Annotated in this window: 19 protein-coding genes and 2 tRNA genes; 20 read left to right on the plus strand and 1 reads right to left on the minus strand. The window is 59.1% G+C overall.

What is annotated here, in order from left to right; all coding sequences use genetic code 11:
- Positions 1–27: 27 nt before the first annotated feature.
- On the plus strand, positions 28–687 hold the full coding sequence (locus ACR0K9_RS14305; protein WP_480824132.1) for a response regulator transcription factor: 660 nt from the start codon (positions 28–30) through the stop codon (positions 685–687).
- Complete coding sequence (locus ACR0K9_RS14310; protein ID WP_480824134.1) at positions 687–2015, plus strand: sensor histidine kinase; 1329 nt, start codon at positions 687–689, stop codon at positions 2013–2015. Before ACR0K9_RS14305 ends, ACR0K9_RS14310 begins: the two co-directional genes overlap by 1 nt.
- Positions 2016–2144: 129 nt before the next feature.
- On the opposite strand, the gene ACR0K9_RS14315 is transcribed toward ACR0K9_RS14310, so the two are convergent.
- Positions 2145–2219, minus strand: a tRNA-Thr gene (locus tag ACR0K9_RS14315).
- 82 nt (positions 2220–2301) lie between these two features.
- On the opposite strand from ACR0K9_RS14315, the gene ACR0K9_RS14320 reads away from it, so the two are divergent.
- From ACR0K9_RS14320 to ACR0K9_RS14405, 18 genes are all read left to right on the plus strand, one after another.
- Complete coding sequence (locus ACR0K9_RS14320; RefSeq protein ID WP_480534085.1) at positions 2302–2457, plus strand: hypothetical protein; 156 nt, start codon at positions 2302–2304, stop codon at positions 2455–2457.
- A 6-nt stretch (positions 2458–2463) separates the two neighbouring features.
- Positions 2464–3732: a UDP-N-acetylglucosamine 1-carboxyvinyltransferase gene (gene murA / locus ACR0K9_RS14325; RefSeq protein WP_480534083.1), complete on the plus strand. Its 1269-nt coding sequence runs from the start codon at positions 2464–2466 to the stop codon at positions 3730–3732.
- Positions 3729–4205: a DUF2948 family protein gene (locus ACR0K9_RS14330; protein ID WP_480534081.1), complete on the plus strand. Its 477-nt coding sequence runs from the start codon at positions 3729–3731 to the stop codon at positions 4203–4205. The genes murA and ACR0K9_RS14330 overlap by 4 nt, the downstream gene beginning before the upstream one ends.
- A 68-nt stretch (positions 4206–4273) precedes the next feature.
- Positions 4274–4759, plus strand: a complete 486-nt coding sequence (locus tag ACR0K9_RS14335) for a GNAT family N-acetyltransferase (RefSeq protein WP_480824136.1) — start codon at positions 4274–4276, stop codon at positions 4757–4759.
- Between the two features lie 21 nt (positions 4760–4780).
- Positions 4781–6082 (plus strand): histidinol dehydrogenase, encoded by a 1302-nt coding sequence (hisD, locus tag ACR0K9_RS14340; protein WP_480824137.1) that lies wholly within the window; start codon positions 4781–4783, stop codon positions 6080–6082.
- Positions 6083–6180: 98 nt separating this feature from the next.
- Positions 6181–6660 carry a UPF0262 family protein gene (locus ACR0K9_RS14345; RefSeq protein WP_480534075.1) on the plus strand — a complete coding sequence of 160 codons (480 nt, stop codon included), beginning with the start codon at positions 6181–6183 and terminating at the stop codon, positions 6658–6660.
- A gap of 3 nt (positions 6661–6663) precedes the next feature.
- Complete coding sequence (locus ACR0K9_RS14350; RefSeq protein WP_480534073.1) at positions 6664–7116, plus strand: arsenate-mycothiol transferase ArsC; 453 nt, start codon at positions 6664–6666, stop codon at positions 7114–7116.
- A 2-nt stretch (positions 7117–7118) separates the two neighbouring features.
- A complete protein-coding gene (locus ACR0K9_RS14355; RefSeq protein ID WP_480824138.1) occupies positions 7119–7517 on the plus strand; it encodes a ketosteroid isomerase-related protein in 399 nt (132 codons plus the stop codon).
- Positions 7510–8103 (plus strand): GNAT family N-acetyltransferase, encoded by a 594-nt coding sequence (locus ACR0K9_RS14360; RefSeq protein ID WP_480824140.1) that lies wholly within the window; start codon positions 7510–7512, stop codon positions 8101–8103. Before ACR0K9_RS14355 ends, ACR0K9_RS14360 begins: the two co-directional genes overlap by 8 nt.
- 60 nt (positions 8104–8163) lie before the next feature.
- Complete coding sequence (locus tag ACR0K9_RS14365; RefSeq protein ID WP_480824142.1) at positions 8164–8841, plus strand: SOS response-associated peptidase; 678 nt, start codon at positions 8164–8166, stop codon at positions 8839–8841.
- 218 nt (positions 8842–9059) lie between these two features.
- A complete protein-coding gene (locus tag ACR0K9_RS14370) occupies positions 9060–9740 on the plus strand; it encodes a hypothetical protein (RefSeq protein ID WP_480824144.1) in 681 nt (226 codons plus the stop codon).
- Between the two features lie 112 nt (positions 9741–9852).
- The gene (locus tag ACR0K9_RS14375) at positions 9853–10728 is read left to right on the plus strand and encodes a carbon-nitrogen hydrolase family protein (RefSeq protein WP_480824201.1); all 876 of its coding nucleotides are present in this window, start codon (positions 9853–9855) and stop codon (positions 10726–10728) included.
- Between the two features lie 91 nt (positions 10729–10819).
- The gene (gene infA / locus ACR0K9_RS14380; protein ID WP_005978431.1) at positions 10820–11038 is read left to right on the plus strand and encodes a translation initiation factor IF-1; all 219 of its coding nucleotides are present in this window, start codon (positions 10820–10822) and stop codon (positions 11036–11038) included.
- Positions 11039–11049: 11 nt separating this feature from the next.
- On the plus strand, positions 11050–11628 hold the full coding sequence (locus tag ACR0K9_RS14385) for a Maf family protein (protein ID WP_480824146.1): 579 nt from the start codon (positions 11050–11052) through the stop codon (positions 11626–11628).
- Positions 11625–12647: a ribonuclease E/G gene (locus tag ACR0K9_RS14390; protein WP_480824148.1), complete on the plus strand. Its 1023-nt coding sequence runs from the start codon at positions 11625–11627 to the stop codon at positions 12645–12647. Before ACR0K9_RS14385 ends, ACR0K9_RS14390 begins: the two co-directional genes overlap by 4 nt.
- Positions 12644–12826, plus strand: a complete 183-nt coding sequence (locus tag ACR0K9_RS14395; protein ID WP_480534059.1) for a DNA gyrase inhibitor YacG — start codon at positions 12644–12646, stop codon at positions 12824–12826. The genes ACR0K9_RS14390 and ACR0K9_RS14395 overlap by 4 nt, the downstream gene beginning before the upstream one ends.
- A gap of 79 nt (positions 12827–12905) precedes the next feature.
- Positions 12906–12980: transfer RNA gene (locus tag ACR0K9_RS14400), tRNA-Phe, on the plus strand.
- Between the two features lie 86 nt (positions 12981–13066).
- Complete coding sequence (locus ACR0K9_RS14405; RefSeq protein WP_480824150.1) at positions 13067–13984, plus strand: hypothetical protein; 918 nt, start codon at positions 13067–13069, stop codon at positions 13982–13984.
- Positions 13985–14045: the final 61 nt, after the last annotated feature.

The following is a 14045-nucleotide window of genomic DNA, read 5'->3' on the forward strand; positions in this document are numbered from 1 at the left end:
ACAGCGTTGTGCCTGTAGTTTCCGATTATGAGAGTACTTCTTGCCGAAGATGAACCGCAGCTCAGTGAGCAAATCAAAAAACTGCTGACTGCAGAAGGTCGCGTTGTTGATGTGGCCGCCAATGGAACGGACGCCTTTCATCTGGGTGCAACCGAGCCCTACGACATGATCATCCTCGACATTGGCTTGCCCGAACGTGATGGCATTTCTGTCTTGCGTGAGTGGCGCAGTTCGGGGCTCAAAACACCAGTCCTGATCCTGACAGCCCGGGACGGATGGAGCGAGCGCGTTGATGGGCTTGATGCCGGCGCAGATGATTACATGACAAAGCCGTTTCACATGCCGGAACTGGCTGCGCGCGTCCGGGCGATCCTGCGCAGACAGAGCGGTCAGTTGAACCCTGTGATCGAAATGGGAGAGGTCTCTCTGGATACGCGGAACGGTCGTGTCAGCGTGGGCGGAATTCCGGTAGACCTGACGGCACAGGAAATTGCCGTCCTGACCTACCTCGCGCATAATATCGGGCGCATGGTGTCGCGCACTGAGTTGTCAGAACATATCTATGAATATGACGGTGACAGGGACTCGAACACCATTGCTGTCTTCATAACCCGGTTACGCAAGAAACTGGGCCCGGATCTCATCACAACGATCAGAGGGCGCGGCTATATGATCGATACCGCCTGATGCTGTCGCTGCGCCAACGTGCCTTGCTTGGCGGGCTGGCGTCCGCCGCGCTGTCGGTTGGTGTGGGGACACTGGTGGTGTTTTCGTATATCAACACGCGCGTCCTGCAACAATTCGATGAGACGTTACGTGACCGGCACACCCAGCTTGTCGTCGGCCTGAGCGCCACCACGGATGCCCCCGATGCTTTGCGGGACCTGATGTTCGACCCGGCCTATTCCACACCTTATTCGGGCAGGTATTGGCAGGTAACGGACATTGACGGAGCGACCTTTACTTCTGCTTCCCTCTTTGACGAAACGATTACAGAGCCCGTGCTTACAAGCGAAGAGGCAGCTGTGTGGAATACCACCGGCCCGGATGATGAGGCTGTTCGCGGCGTTTATCAGATAATTACGTTCGAAGACGGCGGCGAATGGGGTGTCACCGTGGCCGAAAGCAGGCTTGAGTTAATCAGAGAACGCCGGGCCGCACAAAATAACCTGCTTCCCGTATTTGGTCTGGTCGGCTTGATCGGCGTTGCCGGTTCGCTGTTGTTGATGTCTGCGATTGTCGGTCCGCTAAGGAAATTACGCACGGATGTGGCGCACCGCTGGAACAAAGGCGACGATCTGAGACCGGAAGATTATCCTGAAGAGGTATCGCCTCTTGTGGAAGATCTCAATCATCTGCTGCATCGAAATCGCGAGATCGTATCCGCCTCTCGTCGGCAAGCGGCGGACCTGGCGCATGCCCTTAAAACACCAACCGCGATACTCCGGAACGAGTTGACGAACTTATCTGAAACCGGAGCCGACACCGCGCCCGCAGAAGAGGCACTTGGCCGGATCGATGCTCAACTCGGTCGCTCGCTCGCACGTATGCGGGCGTCAAGCACAGGAGAGCTGACGCATTCGAGAACTGATATTTCGAACTCGGTTGAAAGGTTGTCGAGGCTGTTTTCAGTTATGGCCGAGCGCGAAGGCAAATCTCTGTTATGTGAGTGCGAGGCGGGTCTGTGGGTGCGCATGGACACTCAGGATATCGAAGAGGTTATGGGGAATCTGCTCGACAACGCCCTCAAGTGGTGCCGAACCACAATTCATATTACGGCAAAACGCGTGGACAGCGGGATCGAGCTTTGCATCGAAGACGACGGCCCCGGAATACCTGAGGACGCGCGACGAGAGGTGCTTTTATCTGGAAAGCGCCTTGATACCTCTGTCCGTGGAGCGGGGCTGGGATTGACCATATGTGTCGATTTGTTGAACGCCTACGGCTGCAAACTGAAATTGGAAACATCACAACGCCTGGGCGGGTTGGCGTGTCGGATTCTGATATCAAGATAGCGAAGCAGCGCGCTAATGCTTTGAAACAACATGCGCAGATCAACGTTAGATGTGACGGACGTCAGGCACTGAATCGAGCAGCGCAATTTTTCGCGACAACGTAACCTATTGATATATGTTGGAAAAACATGGTGCTGCTGGAGAGAATTGAACTCTCGACCTCTCCCTTACCAAGGGAGTGCTCTACCTCTGAGCTACAGCAGCGCCGTGGCGGGTGATTAGACTCAAACGAAACGCGGCGCAAGGGTGTCTGGACGGTTTTTTTCCACTCCTGTAGAGAAAGGCAATGGCAGACAAAAATTCACCCAAAAAACACGGCAAATCCGGGGATGCGCGCGAAGAGCGGCTGAAGGCGGCGCTCAAGGCGAACATGGCGCGGCGCAAGGCGCAGGCCAAGGCGCGGGCGGCATCCGGGGACAAGACCGGCAAGGACGAGGGATAAGAGCAAATGGATTCGATTCTGGTGACGGGCAATGGCCCGCTGAACGGGCAGATCCCCATTGCAGGGGCCAAGAATGCGTGCCTGACGCTGATGCCTGCGACGCTTCTCAGCGAAGAACCGCTGACGCTGACCAATGCGCCGCGCCTCAGCGACATCAAGACCATGACCGCGCTGCTGCAATCGCTGGGGGCCGAGGTGTCGTCGCTGCAGGACGGGCAGGTGCTGGCCATGTCCAGCCACGACTTGACCAGCCACACGGCGGATTATGAGATCGTGCGCAAGATGCGCGCCTCGAACCTGGTGCTGGGCCCGATGCTGGCGCGGTTGGGGCAGGCGGTTGTGTCGCTGCCCGGCGGTTGCGCCATCGGCGCGCGCCCGATGGATCTGCATGTCGAAGGGCTGGAAGCACTCGGAGCCGAGATCGAGCTGAAAGACGGCTATCTGCACGCCAGGGCGCCGGGCGGTCTGAAGGGTGCGGTGCACGAGATGCGCTTTGCATCCGTGGGTGCGACTGAGAATATCGTTATGGCCGCTACGCTGGCCAAGGGCACCACGGTGCTGAAAAACGCCGCACGCGAGCCCGAGATCGTCGATCTGGTCGAATGCCTGCGCAAGATGGGGGCTCAGATTTCGGGCGAGGGAACCTCGACCATTGAGATTCAGGGCGTCGACCGGCTGCATGGCGCGACCCATCAGGTGGTGACCGACCGGATCGAACTGGGCACCTATATGCTGGCCCCGGCTATTTGCGGGGGTGAGGTCGAATTGCTGGGCGGGCGCATGTCGCTGGTCGAAAGCTTTGCCGCCAAACTGGACGCGGCAGGGATCAGCGTCTCTGAGACCGACAAGGGCCTGAAAGTGACCCGCAAGAACGGGCGCGTGGCCTCGGTCGATGTGGTGACCGAACCCTTCCCGGGCTTCCCGACCGATTTGCAGGCGCAGATGATGGCGCTGATGTGTACTGCCGAAGGTGTGTCCGTTCTTGAAGAGCGTATTTTCGAAAATCGCTTTATGCACGCCCCCGAACTGGTGCGCATGGGCGCGAATATCGAGGTGCATGGCGGCACGGCGACCGTCACCGGGGTTGAGCGTCTGAAAGGCGCTCCGGTCATGGCGACGGATCTGCGGGCTTCGGTTTCGTTGATCCTTGCCGGTTTGGCGGCCGAAGGTGAGACGGTGGTCAGCCGGGTCTATCATCTAGACCGCGGATATGAGCATGTGGTGCGCAAGCTGGAAGGCGTGGGCGCAAAGATCGAACGGATTAAGGGTCAATGACAGACGCGAGTTTCAAAGACGGACGCGAGGCACCGCTGAACCTTGGGGCCGAGGATGCAGATGACCTTCAGGTCATCGCGACGCTGACCCAGGACGCGATTTTCCCGGTCACCGAGATGACATGGCAACCCGGTCAGCGCCGCTTTGCGCTGTTGCTGAACCGCTTCCGTTGGGAGGACAAGGATGCCGCCGCCCGGCGCGGGCGCGCCTATGAACGGGTGCAGGCGGTGCTGATGTTCGGCTCGGTTCTGTCGGTGGCCAGTCAGGGCATTGACCGCGGCGACAAGGACATGATCCTGTCGCTGTTGTCGGTCGAATTCGAGCCCGGCGAAGATGGCGCGGGACAAATCCTGCTGACTTTGGCGGGCGACGGCGCGATCCGCCTGTCGGTCGAGGCCGTCGATGTCACACTCAAGGACGTGACGCGCCCCTACAAGGCCCCCTCAGGCCACGCGCCGCATCACCCCGAGTGAACAACAAACGCGGTATAGCGCAGGCGTTTTCGCAGCCACCGCAAGGTGCCGAGCTACGGCGCGCAACCGTGTTTGATGTGTTCGGGATGAGCCGTGTGCTGATCCGTTCGATCGAGCAGTTATGTGGTGCGGATCATAACGGTGACGCCCAGACGATTGCCAATTGGACGGCGAACAAGGATGCCGCCAGCATTCGCGATTGGGTGCAGTCGGGGGTTGAGTTTTGGGTTGCAGACCAGTCCGGCCAAATAGCCGCCGTCGGAGGCATCCGTGACGCCGAAATTACATTGCTCTACCTCGATCCGGATTTTACAGGACGCGGAGTCGGGTACGCCTTGTTACAGCGGCTTGAACAACAAATCGCCAAGGCAGGGCATACCGAAGCATTTCTTGAGGCGACAAGGACGGCTCAGGATTTCTATCTGCGAAATGGATGGGCACCAACGGGAAACTGCAGCCAACGCGACGACCTTTCCTGTTTTGCGATGCGCAAATCGCTGCACCCCTCTGGCGAAGGGTTGAGGCCATCCCGCACGGACGATAAGACCCGTTGAAACGCTTCCGGAGTCCCTCACATGCCCGTTTTCCTCGACACGACCTCCGCTGATTTCGAGCCCGCGTTTCAGGCGCTGCTGTCCGCCAAGCGTGAGGACAGCCCGGATGTGGATGCGGTTGTGGCGCAGATCATCGAGGATGTGCGGGCCCGAGGCGATGCGGCGGTGATCGAACTGACCGCGAAATTCGATCGATTGGAGCTGACGCCCGAGACCATGGCCTTCAGCGCTGATGAGATCGCTAAGGCCGTCGCTCAGGTCTCGAACGAAGACCGCGCGGCGCTGGAACTGGCCGCTGACCGCATCCGCGCCTATCACGAACGGCAGATGCCCGAAGGGCAGGAATGGACCGATGCGGCGGGCGCAACGCTCGGCTGGCGCTGGTCGGCAGTATCGGCGGCGGGGCTTTATGTGCCCGGCGGCCTGGCATCCTATCCGTCCTCGGTGTTGATGAACGCGATCCCGGCCAAGGTGGCTGGGGTTGAACGGCTGGCCATCGTCGTGCCCACACCGGACGGTCAGGTCAATCCGCTGGTTCTGCTGGCGGCGCAGCTGGCGGGTGTGGATGAAGTTTATCGCATCGGCGGCGCACAGGCTGTCGCTGCGCTGGCCTACGGTACGGAAACCATCGCGCCGGTTGACAAGATCACCGGCCCGGGCAACGCCTTTGTCGCCGCCGCCAAACGTCGTGTGTTTGGTAAGGTAGGCATCGACATGATCGCCGGCCCGTCCGAGATTCTGGTGATCGCCGACAAGGACAACGATCCCGACTGGATTGCGCTGGACCTGCTCAGCCAGGCGGAACATGACGAAAGCGCCCAATCGATCCTGATCACAGATGACGCGGGCTTTGGTCAGGCCGTGGCGCGGGCGGTCGACAAACGCCTCGAAACCCTGCAGCGCCGCGCCATCGCGGGCGCAAGCTGGCGCGACTATGGCGCCGTGATCACCGTGCGCGATCTGGACGAGGCCGCCGCGCTGTCGAACCGCATCGCACCCGAACATCTGGAACTGTGCGTCGCCGATCCGGTGGCGCTGAGCCAGCAGACCATCCACGCGGGCGCCATCTTCCTGGGCCAATACACGCCCGAGGCCATCGGCGATTATATCGGCGGCCCCAACCATGTGCTGCCAACCGCACGCTCGGCGCGGTTTTCTTCGGGCCTCAGCGTAATGGATTTCCTCAAACGCACCACGCTCAGCCAGATGACCCCCGAGGCCCTGCGCGCCATCGGGCCTGCGGCTGAACAACTGGCCCGCTCGGAAAGCCTTGAGGCACATGGCCTGTCTGTCACGGCGCGTCTGAACCGGTTGAACGGCTGAAGTGACGCAATCACCCGCAACCTATGGCGCTTCTGCGCGTTGCCCATTGAATTCTGTTGTTATAGGTCTGTGCAGACGCAAGGATTGTGACCGTTAAGATGACCCGTATTTCGCATATCGAACTGGACGACCGAAACCTGCCCCCGCCGACCCCTGAGATCGAGCAGGAGCGCAAAGTCGCCATCTATGATCTGCTCGAGGAAAACTCGTTCACGCTGCCCGCGCGCGACGACCGGGCGATCCCCGATGGCCCCTATCACGTGCAGCTGTCGATCCGCGACAAGCGGCTGGTCTTCGACATCGCCACCGAGGCGGACGAGAAGGCGGCTGAATTTCACCTGTCGCTGGGGCCGTTCCGTCAGGTGGTCAAGGACTATTTCCAGATCTGCGAAAGCTATTTCAATGCGGTCAAGAACCTGCCGCCCAGCCAGATCGAAACCATCGACATGGCCCGGCGCGGCATCCACAACGAAGGCAGCCGCGTGCTGCAGGAACGGCTGGATGGCAAGGCCGAGATCGACACTGACACCGCCCGCCGCCTGTTCACGCTGATCTGCGTGCTGCATTTCGGAGGCTAACGGGTGACGCCGCTGCCGCAGTCGATCCTGTTCTGCTGTGACCACAATTCGGTCCGCTCGCCCATGGCCGAGGGCATCATGAAGAAATTCTACGGCACCGGCACCTATGTGCAATCCGCCGGTGTGCATAACGATCTTGAGATCGACGGCTTCTGCATCGCCGTCTGTCAGGAGATCGGCGTCGAACTGTCCCGCCACCGCAGCCGGTCCTTCGATGAGATGGAGCAATGGGGCGACGACCTCAGCTCGTTCGACCTGATCGTGGCCCTGTCGCCCGCCAGCCAGCGAAAGGCGCTGGAACTGACCCGGTTTTTTCACCTCGATGTCGATTATTGGCCAATTATGGACCCTACCGGATTAGGCGAGACACGCGAGGACAAGCTACGTCATTACCGACAAACCCGCGAACAGATCATCTCGCATCTGAAAGACCGCTGGGGCGAACCGACGGAGTGACCATGAACCTGACCGTGAAAACCTATTTCGACGCCTTCAATGCCGGTGATGTGGATGGCATGCTGGCCTGCCTGTCCGATGACGTGGCCCATCACGTGAACGAAGGCCAGATACGCGTCGGCAAAGAGAAATTTGCCGCCTTTTGCGCCCATATGAACCGCTGCTATCGCGAGAACCTAACCGATATCGTGATCTTCGAGGCCGAAACCGGCACGCGCGCCGCCGCCGAGTTCATCGTCAACGGCACCTATCTGGAAACCGACGAAGGCCTGCCCGAGGCCCAAGGTCAGACCTATCGCCTGCCGGCGGGCTCGTTCTTTGATCTCAAAGACGGCAAGATCACCCGCGTAACCACCTTTTACAACCTCGCCGACTGGACCAAACAGGTCTCGAATGGCTGAGATCACTGATGTCCGCCCCCTGACCGGAGCGGCGCTCGAGGCTGCTCTGGACGATGTCGCCCGTCTGCGGATCGAGGTGTTCCGGGTCTGGCCCTATCTCTATGATGGCGATCTGGCGTACGAGCGGGACTATCTGCAATCCTACCGCGGCAGCGACAAGGCCATTGTCGTCGGTGCCTTCGATGGCGCCCGGCTGGTCGGGGCCTCGACGGGCGCACCGCTGACCGATCACGCAGACGATTTCGCCGCTGCCTTCGCCGGGACAGGGCTGAACCTGTCCGACATCTTCTATTGCGCCGAATCCGTCCTGTTGTCTGACTACCGGGGGCAAGGCGCGGGCCATACATTCTTTGACCAGCGCGAAGCCCATGCCCGCACGCTGGGCTTCACCAAAAGCGCCTTCTGCAGTGTTCAGCGCCCTGCTGACCACCCAAAGCAGCCCGCTAGCTATCGCCCGCTGGATGCGTTCTGGCGTGCCCGGGGCTATGCGCCTTTGCCCGGTGTCGTCGCGCAGTTCTCGTGGAAGGATGTGGGTGAGGAAAGCGAGACCCAAAAGCCGCTGCAATTCTGGATCCGGGATTTGTGAGGCCGTTGGGCGCAAGCCGCCCTCTTGCCGTGATCCACACTGCCCCATACCATCCTGCATATGTGTGGAAAGTTTGCAGCCGGTCACCTGACGCAGCGCCAGATGTTGGCGATCCTTGAACATTTTCTCTACGGTAAAGTCTCGCCTCATCTTCCCGAGTCCTTGCCCTCGGGCGGCTATAACATCTCACCGACAAACCGCGTGGGCATGATCCGCTGGGACGGCGACAAGGCCGAGCTCAGCACTGCACGCTGGCAGATCAGGGACCCGCGCAGCCAAAAGCCTCTGATAAACTCCAAGATCGAGAACACCGGGTTCTGGCAAGACTACTGGGATCGCGGTCGGTGTCTTGTTCCGGCGATTGGCTATTATGAATGGCCGAAAGATCAGGGCCATGATTGCCCGGTCTATATCTCGGTCAAACACAATGCCCCGGTGATGTTTTTTGCCGGGTTTTATCGTACCGATGACGGCAACCATTCCTGCACCATCCTGACCCGCAAACCCAGCCCGCAGATCGCGCATATCCACAATCGAATGCCGGTGATCCTGACCCCGGATGAAATCGAAAGCTGGCTGTCAGGCGTCACCACGGCGCAGGACGCCCAGCAGTCTCTGGGCACGGGGTATGAGGGCCGCTTCCAATACCATACGGTTAAACCGATCAAACGCGGCTCGGACGGAGAGACCCTGATCGAACCCTTCACGCCCCCGGTTCAGACCGGGTTTGATTTCTGACAGCGAACCGTGGTCAGGGCTTTGCGCCCTCGGCACCGGGTGGCGACGAAAAGTACGTATCGCGCTCATGGAACTTGCCGCGGATTCCTGTTTGCCAGTGATCTGAGAGGTGTCTATGACACTTCTATTACATTCCGGCCGGTCATTGACCCAGCCCGAGTTAAGAATAATTCACCATCTATTGGCTGACCAAGTGTCAGGAAGTTAAGGAATTCAACATGCTTGGCTTACGGAAACTGACGAGTCGCCACATCATCGTGACAGTGACCATTCTGAACCTTCTAATGGTGGTCATTGGATATATCGGGCACGACAATCCCACCAAGCATTACCGGGAAGGCTCGGTCGGAACCCACATCTCAATTCTGCTGCTGGCGCTGATTGCGCTGGTCAACTTCCAGATTTTTCTGTGCAGAAACAAACAGGTTATCTGGCTTCTGATATCGCTGGGCTTTACGTTTCTGGCGTTTGACGAAGGCCTCTTGATTCATGAGAACACCGATAAGGCCATCCACCAGATTTTCGGGATCAAGCAAACCAGCCTGACCGACCGGATTGATGACATGCTCATCGGCCTCTACGGGCTTATTGGTGCCGCGGTCCTTTATCGTTATCGGAAAGAGGTCCTTCGACACAGGGTCCTGTTGCGCTTTCTGATCCCCGGCTTCGTGTGCCTCGCCGCGACGGTTGTGTTCGACGCCATTTCAAATGATGACGCCCTGTTTCTGTGGGTCGGGATTTCCGAAGAAAATGTCCTCGATTACAAGCTGGCGTTCCGGGGGCTCGAAGAGGTGTTCAAGCTGATGGCCGAAGCGGTTTTCCTAGCCGGATTTGTTGAGGTGCTGAGGCGGGTCAAATCCGACGCCGATCCCTCGGCGAGCGGTGATCAGGCGATTTAGGTTTCGCGCTTGTTTACGTGAGTTCACCAGCGCGATCTGACACGCGAATCCGCATGACACGCCTCGGGCTCCTCCCTTATGGTGATGCGGTGCCTAACCGGGAATACGCATGATGAAAGTCGCAACTGCCGCATATGATCTCGACTGGCTCGACAGCTGGGCGCAGTACGAAGACAAGCTGGAACGCTGGGTCGCGGATGCGGCAGGGCAGGGGGCCGAGCTGTTGGTCTTTCCCGAATATGGCGCGATGGAGTTGTCGACCCTTGATGGCGCCGATGTGGCCGGTGATCTGGAACGCTCGATCCGGGCGGTTTCGGACCGGATGGAAGATGTACAGCACGCACACCAGCGCCTCGCAAAAGAGTACAACACATACATTCTGGGTGCTTCGGCCCCGGTTCTCGACGGACCGGGCCGCCCGGTGAACCGGGCTGCGTTTTACGCGCCGGATGGGGCTGTTGACCATCAGGACAAGCAGATCATGACCCGGTTCGAACGTGACCTCTGGGACATCGCACCGGGCGGTCCGCTAAAGCTGTTCGACACTGCGCTGGGCAAGATCGGAGTTCTCATCTGCTATGACAGCGAGTTCCCGCTGCTGGGCCGCGCCCTGCAGGAGGCCGATCTGATCCTTGTACCCTCCTGCACCGAAGCCCTGTCAGGTTACTGGCGGGTGCGCGTTGGTGCGATGTCAAGAGCATTGGAAAATCAGTGTGTTACAGTCATGGCATCGCTTGTTGGTAACAATGACTGGTCCGAGGCGGTGGATGTGAACACCGGCATGGGCGGCATTTTCGGTCCGCCCGACAAGGGCTTTCCACAGACCGGTGTTCTGGCCGAGGGGGATCTAAACCGACCCGGTTGGACCTATGCGGACATTGATCCGGGCGCAATTGCCGCTGTCCGCGCGGACGGCCATGTGCTCAACCGCACCCACTGGGCCGAGCAGGATGCAAGAGTCAATTCGGTCACAATATCACCCCTTTAGGCGATTCCGCCCTTGAAATAAGGGAAAAATAAGCTCATTTAAGCGCACATCCCCGCAGATTCTGCGGGTGCAACTTAAATGTGGAGACAACATGGCCAAGGAAGATACGCTCGAATTTCCCGGTGTCGTGAAGGAACTCCTGCCTAATGCGACGTTTCGGGTCGAGCTGGAAAACGGCCATGAGATCATCGCACATACGGCAGGCAAGATGCGCAAGAACCGCATCCGTGTTCTGGCCGGCGACAAGGTTCAGGTCGAGATGACCCCCTATGATCTGACCAAGGGTCGGATCAACTACCGCTTCAAGTAACGCCTGCCGCAATGGCGTTTATTCTCGGATCGGGCAGCCCAAGGCGGCTGGACCTGTTGGCGCAGCTTGGCGTGCAGCCCGATGCGATACACCCTCCTGAAATCGACGAAACGCCTCTGAAAGGCGAGTTGCCGGTTCCGTATTGCAATCGCATCACGCGCGAAAAAGTGCAGGCTGTTCAGGCGGATAGTGACGATGTTACCCTGTGTGCCGACACCACGGTCGCGCTGGGGCGGCGCATTCTGGGCAAGCCCGAAGATGCAGCCCAGGCCGCCGAGTTTCTGTATGCTTTGTCCGGCAGACGCCACCGGGTGATCACCTCGGTGGCCGTCCGGCGTGGTGAGAAAACACTGCAGCGTGACGTCGTCTCGCAGGTCAAGGTCAAGCGCCTCTCGGACACCGAGATCAACGCCTATCTGGCTACGGGTGATTGGCAGGGCAAGGCCGGCGCCTATGCTATTCAAGGCCCCGCGGGTGCGTTCATTCCCTGGATTTCGGGCTCATTCACCGGCATTGTCGGGTTGCCCCTGTCCGAGACCGCCACCCTGCTGCAGGGTATCGGCTATCCACTTTATCGCGAGGAACCATGAAGGGTCGCACCATCGTTCTGGACCACATCCAAGGCCGCGAGGCCGCGGCGCTTATGGTCGACGGCAAGCTGGATGATTTCCTGATTGCTGCAGATGCCCCCGCACCCGGCACGATCTATCGCGCCCGCGCCGATCGCCCGGTGAAAGGGCAGGGCGGCATGTTCCTGACCACTCCAGACGGCCCCGCCTTTCTGAGGCAGGTCAAGGGCTTGGCCCCCGGCGCCCTGCTGCTGGTGCAGGTGTCAGGCTACGCCGAACCCGGCAAGGCCATCCCGGTGACCAATCGCAACCTGTTCAAAAGCCGCTATGCCATCATCACGCCGGATGCACCCGGCCTCAACATCTCCCGCAGCATCCGTGACGAGGATGAGAGAGACCGGCTGCTGGAAATCGCGCATGATCAGATGGAGGACAGCCCATATGGGCTGATCCTGCGGTCTTGTTGTGCTGGCGCTGACAGTGGCGAAATCGCAGATGATGTTGCCGCCATGCGCCTTCAGGCCGAGCAGGTGTTGAACGATTCCGGTGATCAACCCGAAACCCTCAGTGAAGGCGACGGCCCCCATATCCTGGCATGGCGCGACTGGACCGACCCGGCCGAAGTTGTAACCAGTACCGGAGGGTTCGAAGCCCATGGCGTACTGGATGCCCTGGATGTCGCGCGCGGCATCGCCGAACCATTGCCGGGCGGCGGATATCTTTACATCGAACCCACCCGCGCGCTGGTTGCGGTGGATGTGAACACCGGTGCGGACACCTCGCTTGCAGCGGGAATCAAGGCGAATTTCGCCTGTGCAAAAATCCTGCCACGCGCATTGCGTGTTCGCGGTTTGGCGGGACAGATTGTGCTGGATCTTGCCCCGATGCCCAAGAAAGACAGGCGCGGTTTCGAAGCGGCCCTGCGAGGGGCTTTCAAGACCGACCCCGATGAAACCACACTCGCGGGCTGGACCCCCTTGGGCCATTTTGAGCTGCAGCGAAAACGGGCGCGCGTGCCGCTGTCGGAGATCCTGAAATGAGCTGCCCGATCTGCGCCGGTGATACGGTCCCAGAGTTCCGTCCCTTTTGCTCCAAACGCTGCGCAGACATCGATCTGGCCAAATGGCTGAACGGTTCATACGCAGTTCCGTCGCAGCGGGAAGAGGACCCCGATATCGAACCTGACCCGAGCGATTTCACGTCAGGGCGACCGCACTGAAAAAATGTGAAAAAGCCTCTGGACACTGCTGGTAGCAAGTCATAGAAGGCCTCCACCCAACGTCAAAAGTCGTTCCCGTGCCCGGGTAGCTCAGGGGTAGAGCAGTGGATTGAAAATCCTCGTGTCGGTGGTTCGATTCCGCCCCCGGGCACCATTCACTCCCCAAGGTCTAAACTTATCAGTTACTTAAGGGTCGGTTTTGTCCCACCGCCCAGCTCGACTTTGAAAAGTGGGACTTTTTTGTTCGGCAAGCGTTCGCCTTGCCGCCGCTGCTTGCTGAACTTTGGCGGTGTGTTAGCCTGTCTGCCGAAGTCCTTTGGGGCGATTATTGACGCGTATTGGAGCACGGCATTGGCGAAGGCAAAAACCATTAGAACCGGTAAGCTGGGAAAGCGTGATCTCCGGCTTGTTGAACAAGGCGGGGACTATTACGGCCTAGCTGACGGCAAGATTTGTGTCACAGGTCCGGATTCCGAAGAAGTCTGGCGTCAACTACACAACGATGCAGGCAAATCTGACCCCAAGTATTTTGGCTACCAAGGCGCGCGTACGCGCTTTCTCAAGTTTTTCCCGAATGGCTTTGATTCCGATGGCTACCGCGGCCAAGAGCGCGACTACAAGCTTGCTGCCAAGCAAAAGCTGGACGAAGGAGCGCCTTTAGAAAAGGCCCTAGAGGGCTCCGGCTTTGGAGAGGCCGTGCTCTCGGTATACAGAGCAACCAATATGCTTTCACCGTTCGAAAAAACCAAATTGCAGGACGCGCTTCGAGGTGATGATTCCGATGCCATAGTGCGGGCGCTGGCGCGCTTCACAGTCGAGGGCGATCAGTCTTCCCTGACGAGTTTGGCCGCGGTTCTTAAGCCATACGACAGCGCAAAATGGACTGTCGTTACTTACCTTCCGTACTTGTGGCGCCCACAACAGCACATGTTTCTAAAACCAGAAGCGACCAAAGATTTTGCCACTCGGGTCGGCCACCCCTTTGCTGCGGTCTACGAGCCTCGCCTTGAGCTGGGCGTGTATTCATCGCTACTTGAACTGGCTGAACAGACAGCAAAGGAACTAGCGGATTTGAACCCGCTAGACCGCATTGATATCCAGAGTTTCATATGGGTCGTTGGTGACTACCAAGAAGACCGCGAGGATGTTTACCCATAGCGCAGCTCCAAGAACGCTCTATCGGGCGCGAACCCAATTCCTCCGAGCATTTTGATTTCTT

This window comes from Ruegeria sp. L12, assembly GCF_056531745.1.

What these genes read in the sequence shown, in the direction of transcription:
- ACR0K9_RS14305 (WP_480824132.1), top strand. Translation starts at nt 28, where the DNA reads ATGAGAGTACTTCTTGCCGAAGATGAACCGCAGCTCAGTGAGCAAATC.
- ACR0K9_RS14310 (WP_480824134.1), top strand. Translation starts at nt 687, where the DNA reads ATGCTGTCGCTGCGCCAACGTGCCTTGCTTGGCGGGCTGGCGTCCGCC.
- ACR0K9_RS14320 (WP_480534085.1), top strand. Translation starts at nt 2,302, where the DNA reads ATGGCAGACAAAAATTCACCCAAAAAACACGGCAAATCCGGGGATGCG.
- murA (WP_480534083.1), top strand. Translation starts at nt 2,464, where the DNA reads ATGGATTCGATTCTGGTGACGGGCAATGGCCCGCTGAACGGGCAGATC.
- ACR0K9_RS14330 (WP_480534081.1), top strand. Translation starts at nt 3,729, where the DNA reads ATGACAGACGCGAGTTTCAAAGACGGACGCGAGGCACCGCTGAACCTT.
- hisD (WP_480824137.1), top strand. Translation starts at nt 4,781, where the DNA reads ATGCCCGTTTTCCTCGACACGACCTCCGCTGATTTCGAGCCCGCGTTT.
- ACR0K9_RS14345 (WP_480534075.1), top strand. Translation starts at nt 6,181, where the DNA reads ATGACCCGTATTTCGCATATCGAACTGGACGACCGAAACCTGCCCCCG.
- ACR0K9_RS14355 (WP_480824138.1), top strand. Translation starts at nt 7,119, where the DNA reads ATGAACCTGACCGTGAAAACCTATTTCGACGCCTTCAATGCCGGTGAT.
- ACR0K9_RS14360 (WP_480824140.1), top strand. Translation starts at nt 7,510, where the DNA reads ATGGCTGAGATCACTGATGTCCGCCCCCTGACCGGAGCGGCGCTCGAG.
- ACR0K9_RS14365 (WP_480824142.1), top strand. Translation starts at nt 8,164, where the DNA reads ATGTGTGGAAAGTTTGCAGCCGGTCACCTGACGCAGCGCCAGATGTTG.
- ACR0K9_RS14370 (WP_480824144.1), top strand. Translation starts at nt 9,060, where the DNA reads ATGCTTGGCTTACGGAAACTGACGAGTCGCCACATCATCGTGACAGTG.
- ACR0K9_RS14375 (WP_480824201.1), top strand. Translation starts at nt 9,853, where the DNA reads ATGAAAGTCGCAACTGCCGCATATGATCTCGACTGGCTCGACAGCTGG.
- infA (WP_005978431.1), top strand. Translation starts at nt 10,820, where the DNA reads ATGGCCAAGGAAGATACGCTCGAATTTCCCGGTGTCGTGAAGGAACTC.
- ACR0K9_RS14385 (WP_480824146.1), top strand. Translation starts at nt 11,050, where the DNA reads ATGGCGTTTATTCTCGGATCGGGCAGCCCAAGGCGGCTGGACCTGTTG.
- ACR0K9_RS14390 (WP_480824148.1), top strand. Translation starts at nt 11,625, where the DNA reads ATGAAGGGTCGCACCATCGTTCTGGACCACATCCAAGGCCGCGAGGCC.
- ACR0K9_RS14395 (WP_480534059.1), top strand. Translation starts at nt 12,644, where the DNA reads ATGAGCTGCCCGATCTGCGCCGGTGATACGGTCCCAGAGTTCCGTCCC.